Here is an 11,885-nt window from a genome sequence, read left to right on the forward strand (position 1 = left end):
CAGCCATTTCCAGCATTACGGGCGCACCTCTCCTGCATTCGTCAGTAAATGTCGGCGCGCCATCCACAGATTTGACAGCGCGAATAAAGTCACCAGTTGCGCCGTGTTTTTGACCAGGCCACGGAAGCGCGTCTTCACATAACCGAACTGACGCTTGATCACCCGAAACGGATGCTCGACCTTGGCTCGCACTTGGGCCTTGGCCTTCTCGATTTTGCGCTTGGCTTTGTACAGCGCGCTGCGCTTACCGAGTTTCTTGTAAGTGCTACGCCGTGCTGCAACCTGCCAGATCACTTGACGGCCCTCATGCTCGGGGCGCTTCTCGACACCGGTATATCCGGCATCGGCCCCCACCATGTTTTCCTCGCCGTGCAGCAGCTTATCGACCTGGGTGACATCCGCCACGTTGGCGGCAGTACCCACCACGCTGTGCACCAAGCCAGACTCGTCATCCACCCCGATGTGCGCCTTCATGCCGAAGTAATACTGATTGCCTTTCTTGGTTGAGTGCATCTCAGGGTCACGCTTACCGTTCTTGTTCTTGGTTGAACTCGGCGCGTTGATCAGCGTGGCATCGACGATGGTGCCTTGGCGCAGCGACAAACCACGGTCACCCAGGTAGCCATTGATCACGGCCAGGATGCCGGCAGCCAGTTCGTGTTTTTCCAGCAAGCGGCGGAAGTTGAGGATGGTGGTTTCGTCAGGAATGCGCTCCAGAGTCAGCCCGGCAAACTGGCGTAGGATGGTGGTCTCGTACAGCGCCTCTTCCATCGCCGGATCGCTGTAACCGAACCAGTTTTGCATCAGATGCACTCGCAGCATCGCCATCAGCGGATAGGACGGTCGGCCGCCTTCACCCTTTGGATAATGCGGCTCGATCAAAGCGATCAACCCTTTCCATGGCACTACCCGATCCATCTCGATCAGGAACAATTCTTTGCGGGTCTGCTTGCGCTTGCCGGCGTACTCGGCGTCGGCGAAGGTCATCTGCTTCATCGGAAAACTCGGCGGGTGGAGTGCGGATATTTTGCCAAAATCAGGAAGTCTTTTTCAGACCATCCTTAAAGGTCTGTCGCACCCGACCACGTCGCGTCGCGGCAATCTGTTCGGCATGATCGGTATGGGCATCGCCGTGCTCACCACTGTTGGCCTGATCTACAAGCTCGGTGCGGAAATCGCCACCCAGGGCATCGGTTATGTGATCGTCGGCCTGCTGGTCGGTGGTACCGCTGGCTCGATCATGGCCAAGCGCGTGGAAATGACCAAAATGCCGGAGCTGGTCGCCTTCATGCACAGCATGATCGGCCTGGCCGCGGTATTCATTGCCATTGCTGCAGTGGTTGAGCCGCAGTCGCTGGGCATCGTTGCTGCTCTGGGTGATGCAATCCCCGCGGGTAACCGTCTGGAGCTGTTCCTCGGTGCGGCCATCGGTGCCATCACCTTCTCCGGTTCGGTAATCGCCTTCGGCAAGCTCTCGGGCAAGTACAAGTTCCGCCTGTTCCAGGGCGCACCGGTACAGTTCAAGGGCCAACACTGGGTCAACCTGGCCATCGGCCTGGCGATTCTCGGTCTGGGCCTGGTGTACACCTTCACCGGTGATATCACCGCCTTCGCCATCCTGCTGGCTCTGGCCTTCGTCATCGGCGTGCTGATCATCATCCCGATTGGCGGCGCGGACATGCCGGTTGTGGTGTCGATGCTCAACAGCTACTCGGGTTGGGCGGCAGCCGGTATCGGCTTCTCGCTGAACAACTCGATGCTGATCATCGCCGGTTCGCTGGTGGGCTCGAGCGGCGCGATCCTCTCGTACATCATGTGCAAGGCGATGAACCGTTCGTTCTTCAACGTGATCCTCGGTGGTTTCGGTGGCGCGGCTGAAGGAGCGGGTCCTGCTGGTGCCAAGGAAGCTCGTCCGGTCAAGTCTGGCTCGAGCGACGATGCGGCCTTCCTGCTGACCAACGCCGACACCGTGATCATTGTTCCGGGCTACGGCCTGGCGGTGGCCCGTGCCCAGCACGCGCTGATGGAGCTGGCGGAAAAGCTGACCCACCGTGGCGTGACTGTTAAGTACGCGATCCACCCGGTTGCCGGTCGTATGCCTGGCCATATGAACGTCCTGCTGGCCGAGGCCGAAGTGCCTTACGAGCAGGTGTTCGAGATGGACGACATCAACTCCGAGTTCGGCCAGGCCGACGTGGTGCTGGGTGCCAACGACGTGGTCAACCCGGCCGCGAAGAACGATGCGAAGTCGCCGATCGCCGGCATGCCGATCCTCGAGGCTTACAAAGCCAAGACCGTGATCGTCAACAAGCGCTCGATGGCCAGCGGCTACGCCGGCCTGGACAACGAACTGTTCTACCTGGACAAGACCATGATGGTCTTCGGCGACGCCAAGAAGGTCATCGAAGATATGGTTAAAGCGGTCGACTAAACCTCACCGCTGCGTTGTAGAAAAAGCCCGGCTCGCTAGCCGGGCTTTTTTCTGTCCGCTCGATCAGAAAAGTGATTTTTCCAGAGGGAAATCTGAAAAACAGGTCAGCTGTCACATAAGTGCAATTTGCAACTGTACCTATATAGATTCACTGAGCTTTAACTATATAAGTAGGGCTTTTATCTGCTTTTGTATGGTTTTTAGGCTAAAGCACTTATGGCCGGTACAGTTGAATGCAAAACAGGCTAAACAGTTACAAGGCAAGCTATCTATTTGTGCTGCAATTTCATTCAGCTGTGGCTACAGCGAAGTGGGGGCAACGGCAATAATTCTCCCATCGCAACACACCACTGACCCGCCACAAGCGGAAGGATGACCACCATGGAACGTACCCTCAGTTCCGACCTGTTTTTCGATCACAGCCAATCCACCGGCTCCAGCGCTCTGCCGCTGCGCATGCTGGCTTCTGTTCTGCTATGGCAGCGCCGCGTTGTTAGCCGCCGCCAGCTTGCTCGCCTGGACGCCCGCCTGCTTGCAGATGCCGGTATCAGCGAAGCACAGCGTCACGCTGAACTGAGCAAGCCCTTCTGGCGTTAACTGCTGCCAGGCACCAATTTCTGCTCCTCCCTTTATGGGATTTTTGAAAGCTCCAGCGCCCTGCGTGCTGGGGCTTTCTTTTTATGTGCTGTGGAAAGTGCTGAAGCAGTTGCCTGGCTGCAACAGTCTGCAGTGCTGTTGAACGGTACAGTTCTTATAAAAAGCTTACTGCGTCATAACAATTTTCAGGTGCTGTCTCTGACCCTGCCCTCCGCTTCCGCGCACCATAGGTTGCTCTCTTTCGTCTCTGACAAGGAATTGCGCCATGGAACGCACGCTCAAGCATCAACCCTCGCAAAACACTCAGGTGGATCACCCACACTGGTTACGCGCCTATGCCGCGCTCTGCAGCTGGCAGCGCAATTTGCATACTCGCAGGCAACTGGCACGCCTCGATAGCCGTCAGTTGGCCGACGCAGGCATCACCGAGGCGCAGCGTCAGGCCGAGTTGGCAAAGCCGTTCTGGCGCTAAGCAGCTGGGCAACCAACCCGTACAACCAACCCGTACAACCGAGGTCTACACTGAACCCAGCCTGACTGTCAGGCCATTTACAGGAGTGTGGATATGAATGTGATAAAGACCTTGAGCCTTGCTGCACTACTGGCGCTGGCAGGCACGGTAAGCGCCACCAGTTTTGTGGTTACCACCGATGCAGTGGTCGGGGCCGTCGGGGCAACTTCGGAAGCGAGCTCTGATGTGTCCTCGTCCTTTACCGATGACAAGGTTGTGTTGGCCGCGCGCGATGACGCCGCCGCGTTTGTTGCCAGTCAGGGCGACATCCGTGGGGTGCGTCTGGAGGCCGCTCTGCAGCATATCCGTCAGCAGGTGCCGACGCTGCAAGGTGACGATATGCAGTTGGCGACGGCAATCCTCAGCCTTTGAGCGCACACCGCCAGCGCTTAGCCAGAAGCGCTGGCGGAACTGTGTGGCACACTGCCCGTCTAAGCCGGTCCAACCGACATAATGGCTGAACTTTGGAGATGCAATGCGCCCTATCTTGCTCAGCACCCTGGTCGCGGCTGTACTGCTCAGTGCCACCGCACAGGCGCAAACCCTGGTGGCGACCAGCAATATTATTGTGCGCGCGCTGGATCGCACCCTGGATTTCACCTCAGATACTACAACCTCTATCCGTGACTCGAAGGTCGTGCTGGCGGCGCGTGATGATGCAGCCAGCTTTGTCGCCAGCCAAGGGCAGATCCGTGGCGCCCAGCTGGAAGCGGCCATCGGCACCATTCGTAGCCAAGTGCCTGAGGCGCGGGGCGCCTCCGACTTGGTACTGGCCGAAGCCATTCTGGCGCTGTGAGTTGGCCGCGTACCTGGCTGTTCGGGTTTGCGCTACTGGCCAGCACCTGCAGTCAGGCCGAGTTGCGCCTGCAGCTCACGGACGCCGAACTCAGCCCTGCTGAGCGTCAGGCTAGCCAGCATCTGCTGCAAGATGCCTTGGCCGCGTTGCCGCCACGCCTCAGACAGCAACTCGATCGCCATGTCAGCGTGCGCTGGCGCAATCTGCCTGCACAGGTGTATGGCCGCGCCGGACGTTTCAGCGGCATCGAGCTGAATGCCGCGTTGCTGCCCGGTTTAAGCGACGGCAGTAGCGCCACCACCCTGACCAATCGACCCCATGGCAGCGTGCGCCGAGAGTTGCTGGCGACCGTGCTGCATGAAATCACTCATCTATATGACCGCGCCCTGCTCTGGCCGCAGGCAGAGCGGCAGTTGCAGCGCCAGTGTCGGCAGCGCGAGCAGAGTGTGGGGGCAGTTGGCCTACCGGATCACTGCCGCGGGCAAACGGCGCGGCGCTTCACCCTGAGCGATGATCCGCTGATGCTCGACCTGGCCGGTTGGCCACAGCAGGTCGGCCGGCGTGGTGCGCGCGAGCCGGACAATCATCAGGTCGCGCGCAGCCCGGATAGCTACGAGCTGAGCAACCCGCGCGAGTTTCTCGCGGTCAACATGGAGTATTTCCTCCTCGACCCCAGCTACGCCTGTCGCCGCCCCTCTCTGGCGCGCTACCTGAGCGCGCACTTCGCCTGGACGCCGGCAAATCAGCAGCCCTGTGCCGAAGGTCTGGCCTACCTGAATGCCGGGCGCGACTTCGCGCGCCAGCCGCTGGGCAGCATCGACCCGCAGCGGGTCTATCAGGTGGATTACCTGCTGGCCGAAGCCAACGACGCGTTGGCCAGCCGCTGGGGCCACAGCATGCTGCGTCTGGTCATCTGTGCGCCTGGGCGGCCGCTGGGGCCGGATTGCCGGCTGGATTTGCAGGAGCATCTGGTGTTGTCCTACCGCGCCTTTGTCGGCGATGTGCAGCTGTCCAGCTGGGATGGTCTGACCGGTGTGTATCCGTCGCGGCTGTTCGTCCTGCCGCTGGAGCAGGTGATCGAGGAATACACCAAGGTCGAGCTGCGCAGCCTGGCCTCGGTGCCGCTCAAGTTGGACCGCACTCAACTGGAGCACCTGGTGACCCGCGCCGCCGAGCAGCACTGGAGCTACGACGGCAACTACTGGTTTATCTCCAACAACTGCGCCGTGGAAACCCTCAAGTTGTTGCGCAGCGGCAGTCAGCACCCGCGCCTGCATGCGCTCGACAGCATCATGCCCAACGGCCTGCTCGACACCCTGGTGGCGCGCGATCTGGCCGACCGCAGCGTACTGGCTGACGCTGCCGAGGCGTTGCGTCTGGGCTATCGCTTCGACTCGTTCCGTGACCGTTACCAGGCCATGTTCAGTGTGCTGCAGGCGCAGCTGCCGATTGAGCAGACGCAGGTCGAGGACTGGCTGGCCCAGCCAGCCGAAAAGCGCCAACCCTGGTTCGCCCGGGCCGATCTGCGTACCAGCGCAGCCCTGCTGCTGCTCGAACAGGCGGCACTGCGCCGGCAACTGTTACTGGCTCAGGATGAGCTTAAGCGCCGCTACCTCAGCGGCCGAGATGGCGTTGACCCCACATTGAACAAGGCCGGTGGCGCGTTGCAGCAGATCCTCGCCAATAGCGGTTTTCTCAGTCGCCCGGCGGAGTTGCTTGAAGGCGGCTACGGCCTGCCGCAGCGCGCCGAATGGCAACGACTGGAAACCGAGAGCCAGATGCGGCAGCAGCAATTGCGTCAGCTCAGCGACAACCTCGACCAGGAAGTGCGCACCCTGCTGGAGCCGGCTCGTTTGGCCGAGCTACAAGCCACTGAAACCAACCTGACACAACTGGGCAAGCATCTGCGCGCCCTGCACAAAGCCGGCGGCGGCCTGCAGTTGCCCTAGTGAACTGTCTGTAAAATTCGTTAATCCAATGCCGGGCCAGTATACTGCGCGCTCTATCGTCATGAATTGAGCTCCCATATGGCCCGGCCAGCAGCCCCATTCTTCTTGAGTCCCAGTGATGCCGACATGCTGCAAGGCTGGTTACGCATGGGATCGCTGCCTCAGAGCATCGGCCAGCGGGCCAGAATTCTGTTGCTGCTGGCCAACGGTCTCACGCCCAAGGAGATCAGCGTGCAGCTGCAAGTCTCTGCGCCAGTGGTCTTCAAATGGCGTAAACGCTACCAGGAGACCGGTCTGGAGGGGCTGAGTGACCTGCGGCGCAGTGGAGCGCCTCGCAAGCTCAACGAAGCGAAGATCAAGGAAATCCTGACGCTGACGACCCAGCGAGTCCCGCGCGAAGCTACCCACTGGAGCCTACGGTTGATGGCCAAGTACGCTGGGGTCAGCATCTGGCAGGTCGCACAGGTGTGGGCTGCTGCCGACCTCAAGCCGCACCGGTTGAAAACCTTCAAGATCAGTAACGACCCGCACTTTGCAGACAAAGTGGTCGATGTCGTCGGGCTCTATTTGAATCCGCCCGACAACGCCCTGGTGCTATCTGTTGACGAAAAAACACAGATCCAGGCGCTGGACCGCACACAGCCCATGCTGCCGCTCAAGCCCGGGCAGATTGAGCGGCGGACGCATGACTATAAGCGCCACGGTACGGCCAGTCTGTACGCAGCCTTTGACATCCTGACGGGTAAGGTCATCGGCCGTATCACCCAGCGGCACAGGGCCAAGGAGTTTTTGGAGTTCCTTCGACAGATCGACCGCAGCACCCCCGCCGAGCTGGACCTGCATGTAATTCTGGACAACAGCTCGACTCACAAGACCGCTGCCGTCAGGGAATGGCTGGAGAAGCATCCCCGTTTCAAGCTGCACTTCACACCGACCAGCGCCTCGTGGCTGAACGCCGTGGAGGGCTGGTTTGCGCAACTGGAAAGACGGGCGCTTTATCGTGATGCCTTCAGCAGCGTGGCTGACCTGAGAGCGGCGATACGTCGCTTCATTGAGGCTCATAACGAACATTCGGCTAAGCCGTTCCGCTGGAGCAAAACGGCTGAGTCGATTATCAGCTCCGTGCATCGAGCAAAGCTGGCTGTAATTCGGAATGAGTTATTGGATTAACCAGACAGGCCGCTAGTCCATGAGTTCCTGATATTCCTCGGGCAACTGCGGGTCGAGGTGCAGCCAGGGCAGACGGCTTTGCACCCAGATATGCCGATCCGCCGGGGCCTGCTCCGGTGCGTCCAGCGTTGCGACGGTCACATCCAGGGTTTCCGGACTGAGTTGGGTGAACAACGCCAGATGTGCGCCGCATTGCCCACAGAAATAGCGCGTGCAGCTGGACGATGAGGAGTACTCGCGCGGCATGCCGGCCAGCCAGCGAAAGCTCGCCAGCGGCACGGTGATCCAGGTGGTGACGATGCCACCCGTGCTGCGTCGGCAGATGCTGCAATGACAGTGGGCGATGTCCTGCAGTGGCGCCGCGAACTGATAGCGCATGGCCCCGCAGTGGCAACCGCCTTGATGGAAAGCAGACATAGGGCGTTCTCGTCGTGACGGTCAGATAAACCAGCCTAATCCCGACGTCGATCTTGCGTCACCCCCTGCGCCTGCTCAAGATGGCGGCTTGCCTGTGGCTGGAGGTTGCCGTGCTGGAGCTGTTGTTGGCCTTGTGGCCGCTGTTTGCCTTGATCGTCGCCGGGTATTACCTGCGCCGCTGGGCGTTCCCCAATGAGGCGTTCTGGCCGGGTGCCGAGCGACTGAACTATTTCATGCTGTTCCCGGCGCTGCTGTTCAGCAGCCTGGCAACCGCGCCGCTGGATAATCCGGCGTTGCCGCGCCTGGGTTTGGCCGTGCTGTTGGCGCTGGGTATCGCCTGGCTGGCACTGCTGCTGGTGCGACGCGTACGGGGCTGGCCAGTGGGGCGTTTTGGCGCGTTCAGCCAAGGCATTCTGCGGTTCAACACCTACCTCGGCCTGGCGGCGGTGGGCAGCCTGTTCGGCCAGGAAGGCCTGACTCTGGCGGCCATCATGCTCGCCCTGATGGTGCCGACGGTGAATGTGCTGTCAGTCTGGTCGCTGACCGCTGACCGCTGACCGCTGACCGCTGACCGCCGAGCGTGGCGTCAGTGCGCGCAGCCTGTTGCTGCCGATCCTGAAGAATCCGTTGATCCTTGCCTGCCTGGGCGGTGCGCTGGTCAACCTCAGTGGCCTTGGCCTGCCGGGCGGCAGTGACCGGCTGCTCAGTCTGTTGGCTGCTGCCAGCCTGCCGTTGGGTCTGCTTTGCGTTGGCGCGGCGCTGAAACCTGAACAGTTGGGCGGCGAGATTCCGGCCCTGGGGTGGAACAGCCTGCTGCGTCTGCTGGGCATGCCGATGCTGGCCTGGGCGGTGGCCTATGGTCTGCAGTTACCGGCGATGGAAAGCACCGTGTTGGTGCTGTTCTTTGCTTTGCCAACTGCGCCCACGGCCTATGTATTGACCCGACAGCTGGGCGGTGACAGCCAACTGATGGCCGGCATCATCACCTTGCAGACCTTGCTGGCGGCGGCCAGTTTGCCGCTGTTGTTGCTGCTGGTGGCGGGTTGATTCATATCCCGGGGAGGGTCAGGCGGACGGCTGGCGCTTGGTGATGCAGATAAATTACTGTATTTATATACAGTAATTTATGGAGCCAGCCCATGTCCGTTTCTCTGCCCCCACGCGGTCGCGGTACCGCCAGTAATCCGCATAACCGCTTTGCCTCGCAGCGCATTATCGCCACTGACGATGGCTGGCTGCAGGAGGTGCCGCCCAGCCGGGCGACCGAGGTGCGCAGTGAAACCGCGAAAAGCATCATCACCCGCAACCAGTCTCCGGACCTGCCGTTTGACCGCTCGCTCAATCCCTACCGCGGCTGTGAACATGGCTGCATTTATTGCTACGCCAGGCCCAGCCACGCTTACTGGGACCTGTCGGCAGGGCTGGATTTCGAAACCAAGCTGATCGCCAAGACCAATGCCGTGGCCCTGCTTGAACAGCAGCTGAGCAAGCCTGGCTATGTCTGTGCGCCGATCAACCTGGGTTCCAACACCGATCCTTATCAACCGATCGAGCGTCAGCACCTGCTGACTCGCAACAGCCTCAAGGTACTGCTCGACTACCGTCACCCAGTCACTATCGTCACCAAGGGTGCGTTGATTCTGCGCGATCTCGATCTGCTCACCGAGCTGGCGCAGCAGCGTCTGGTGGCGGTGATGATCAGCCTGACCACTCTGGACGACGAACTCAAACGCATCATGGAACCGCGCGCCGCTGCGCCGGCAGCGCGCCTGCGGGCGATCCGCGTACTGCGTGACAAGCGTATTCCGGTCGGTGTGCTGTGCTCGCCGATGATCCCGATGATCAACGACATGGAACTGGAGCACTTGCTGACGGCTGCCAAGGAGGCTGGTGCGCAAAGTGCCAATTACATGCTGTTGCGCCTGCCGCGTGAAGTAGCGCCGTTATTCGAAGAGTGGTTGCAGGCGCACTATCCGCAGCGCGCCGAGCATGTACTGAGCCTGATCCGGCAGAGCCGTGGCGGCGCGCTTTATGACAGCCGCTTTGGTCAGCGTTTTCGTGGTGAAGGGGCGTTTGCCGAACTGCTCGCGCAACGTTTTGCCCAGGCCAGCAAGCGCCTGGGCCTGAATCGACGCGAAGCGTTTAACCTGGACTGCACGCGCTTCTGTCCGCCGGGTGGTCAGCTTGCGCTGCTCTAACGGGCAGGCACCGTTAACGGTTGCCGTCAGGGTTCGAGGCAGTAACACTTGGCATGTGACTTGCCAGCCTGCTTGGCTGTCGCTTTAGCAGGTTTTTTCAGGTTCAGAGGTCGCAAACATGCCATACAAGCATCAGTTGATTCCGCTGCAAGGGCGCACAGGCACTGAGAGTGCCGAGGAAGCCCTGCAGACCATCGTCGATGGTTTCAAGCGCTTTCGCAGCGAAATCTTTCCGCAGCAGGAAGAACTGTTCAAAAAGCTCGCCACTGCGCAGAACCCGCGCGCGATGTTTATCACCTGCGCCGACTCGCGGGTGGTGCCGGAGTTGATCACTCAGAGCTCGCCGGGCGACCTGTTCGTCAACCGTAACGTTGGCAATGTGGTGCCGGCCTACGGGCAGATGATGGGCGGGGTATCCACTGCCATCGAGTACGCGGTGCTGGCGTTGGGCGTGCAGCACATCATTGTCTGCGGCCACTCTGACTGCGGTGCGATGAAGGCCGTGCTGGCCCCCGAAACCCTGGAGAGCATGCCGACGGTGAAGGCCTGGCTGCGCCACAGCGAAGTGGCGCTCAAGGTGGTCGAGGCGAACTGCGGCTGCGAAGGCCATGACAGGCTGGGCATTCTCACCGAGGAGAACGTGGTGGCGCAGCTTAATCACCTGTGCCGCCACCCGTCGGTGGCGGCACGCGTGGCCAGCGGCCAGCTGTTTATCCACGGCTGGGTGTATGACATCGAAACCAGCGAGATCAAGGCTTACGACGCGGAGAAAGGCGAATTCCGCCTGATCGGCGACGGCCCACTGCCGATGGCCACCCCCCGCGCGCGCTACCTGCCAAGCAGCTAGCAGGCTGTTGAAAAACTACCTGCGTTGGCAATACTTCGTTAAAAACGGCCTCGCCTACATTTTTCAACGGCCTGCAAGTCAGCAAACGCGCGAGGGGTTAAGGCCTGCTAACCCGCCGCGCGGGTTTCATCCAGCTGCAGCTCAACCCCGAGCTGTCGCGACAGGCACGGCCAGCGCTGCCAGGCCGCGTCGGTTTGTGGGTTGTGCAGGCGCTCGCGGTAGGCCTGCACCGAGTCCTGGGCAAAGCTGGCATCGTCGAGCATACCGTCGACGGCATGGTGTACCGCCTCATCCAACTGGTTGGCGAAGGCTTCGCCAATCAGCTGGTGGGCGATCAGGTTGGCCACCGTGGTATCCAGCGGAATCAACGGTGCGCCCAGGTGGGTGATGTAGCGATCATTCACTTCCTCGACCAGACGATGGGCCAGATAAGCCTCATCCAGCAATCCCTCCAGCCCTTCGTGACCGGCCATCAGCGCAGGTGGCTGTAGAAAAAACTGCTCGGCAACCTTGAGTACCGGCTTGATCTGCGCCTCGATCCCCGCTTCCTGCGACACCTGATGAGCGGCTTGCAACAGTTCCGGCACCTGCTCGATATAGGCGCTGACAAAACGCTGCAGCACACCTTGAGTGTCTTCGTTGGGCAGGCGGATGGACGGATGCAATTGGCCCATGTGGGCCTGCATTTGGCTGGCCAGGTGACCCGTACTGGCTTCGTGCTGGTGCGCACGCTGGATCAGTGCGTGCAAAGCGGCGATGTTCATGACTACTCCTGAAATGAGGACATGGGCGAGAACCTTAGCTGGCTGAGCGCCTCGGCTAAGACCCGATTGTCATAATTATTAAACAGTTATGCGAGTCGGCTATATGCCGCACTCGCCGCCCCTGCCTATCCCGCGCCAGCCGCGGTCTCTAGCGCGTGCCTTGTAGTCTGTTGTTCATTTCGGCTTTCGCGTTGCCAGGTGCAAG

At 60.6% G+C, this 11,885-nt stretch carries 12 protein-coding genes and 1 pseudogene; 10 read left to right on the plus strand and 3 right to left on the minus strand.

Annotation, left to right across the window (positions count from 1 at the left end; genetic code table 11):
* Positions 1–15 precede the first annotated feature (15 nt).
* Positions 16–996: an IS5 family transposase gene (locus BLW24_RS07970; RefSeq protein ID WP_090375326.1), complete on the minus strand. Its 981-nt coding sequence runs from the start codon at positions 994–996 to the stop codon at positions 16–18.
* 31 nt (positions 997–1,027) lie between these two features.
* Here BLW24_RS07970 and BLW24_RS07975 point away from each other — a divergent pair, with 31 nt between their 5' ends.
* From BLW24_RS07975 to BLW24_RS08005, 7 genes are all read left to right on the plus strand, one after another.
* Entirely contained in the window at positions 1,028–2,431 is a 1,404-nt protein-coding gene (locus tag BLW24_RS07975; RefSeq protein ID WP_244161112.1) for an NAD(P)(+) transhydrogenase (Re/Si-specific) subunit beta, read from the plus strand.
* 381 nt (positions 2,432–2,812) lie between these two features.
* Complete coding sequence (locus BLW24_RS07980; protein WP_090378900.1) at positions 2,813–3,028, plus strand: DUF1127 domain-containing protein; 216 nt, start codon at positions 2,813–2,815, stop codon at positions 3,026–3,028.
* Positions 3,029–3,293: 265 nt separating this feature from the next.
* Entirely contained in the window at positions 3,294–3,500 is a 207-nt protein-coding gene (locus BLW24_RS07985; protein ID WP_090378902.1) for a DUF1127 domain-containing protein, read from the plus strand.
* Positions 3,501–3,593: 93 nt separating this feature from the next.
* Positions 3,594–3,911, plus strand: a complete 318-nt coding sequence (locus BLW24_RS07990; protein WP_090378905.1) for a DUF2388 domain-containing protein — start codon at positions 3,594–3,596, stop codon at positions 3,909–3,911.
* Positions 3,912–4,014: 103 nt separating this feature from the next.
* Entirely contained in the window at positions 4,015–4,335 is a 321-nt protein-coding gene (locus BLW24_RS07995) for a DUF2388 domain-containing protein (protein WP_090378908.1), read from the plus strand.
* On the plus strand, positions 4,332–6,284 hold the full coding sequence (locus BLW24_RS08000; RefSeq protein ID WP_090378910.1) for a DUF7844 domain-containing protein: 1,953 nt from the start codon (positions 4,332–4,334) through the stop codon (positions 6,282–6,284). The genes BLW24_RS07995 and BLW24_RS08000 overlap by 4 nt, the downstream gene beginning before the upstream one ends.
* Before the next feature lie 78 nt (positions 6,285–6,362).
* Positions 6,363–7,454, plus strand: coding sequence for an IS630 family transposase (locus BLW24_RS08005; RefSeq protein WP_090378913.1), 1,092 nt, complete (start codon positions 6,363–6,365; stop codon positions 7,452–7,454).
* 12 nt (positions 7,455–7,466) lie between these two features.
* Here the strand turns inward: BLW24_RS08005 and BLW24_RS08010 are convergent, their stop codons facing one another.
* Positions 7,467–7,871 carry a GFA family protein gene (locus tag BLW24_RS08010; protein ID WP_090378915.1) on the minus strand — a complete coding sequence of 135 codons (405 nt, stop codon included), beginning with the start codon at positions 7,869–7,871 and terminating at the stop codon, positions 7,467–7,469.
* A gap of 80 nt (positions 7,872–7,951) precedes the next feature.
* Between BLW24_RS08010 and BLW24_RS08015 the strand changes: the two are divergent.
* The 3 genes and pseudogenes from BLW24_RS08015 (at position 7,952) to BLW24_RS08025 (ending at position 10,916) form a co-directional block, all read left to right on the plus strand.
* Positions 7,952–8,918: pseudogene (locus tag BLW24_RS08015) on the plus strand (AEC family transporter).
* 92 nt (positions 8,919–9,010) lie between these two features.
* On the plus strand, positions 9,011–10,069 hold the full coding sequence (locus BLW24_RS08020; protein WP_090378918.1) for a PA0069 family radical SAM protein: 1,059 nt from the start codon (positions 9,011–9,013) through the stop codon (positions 10,067–10,069).
* Between the two features lie 118 nt (positions 10,070–10,187).
* Complete coding sequence (locus BLW24_RS08025; protein WP_090378921.1) at positions 10,188–10,916, plus strand: carbonic anhydrase; 729 nt, start codon at positions 10,188–10,190, stop codon at positions 10,914–10,916.
* A gap of 107 nt (positions 10,917–11,023) precedes the next feature.
* Here BLW24_RS08025 and BLW24_RS08030 read toward each other — a convergent pair whose 3' ends face one another.
* Entirely contained in the window at positions 11,024–11,680 is a 657-nt protein-coding gene (locus tag BLW24_RS08030; protein ID WP_090378924.1) for a hypothetical protein, read from the minus strand.
* Positions 11,681–11,885: the final 205 nt, after the last annotated feature.

Origin of the sequence: Pseudomonas anguilliseptica (assembly GCF_900105355.1) — a bacterium.
In the GTDB taxonomy this organism is placed as follows: domain Bacteria; phylum Pseudomonadota; class Gammaproteobacteria; order Pseudomonadales; family Pseudomonadaceae; genus Aquipseudomonas; species Aquipseudomonas anguilliseptica.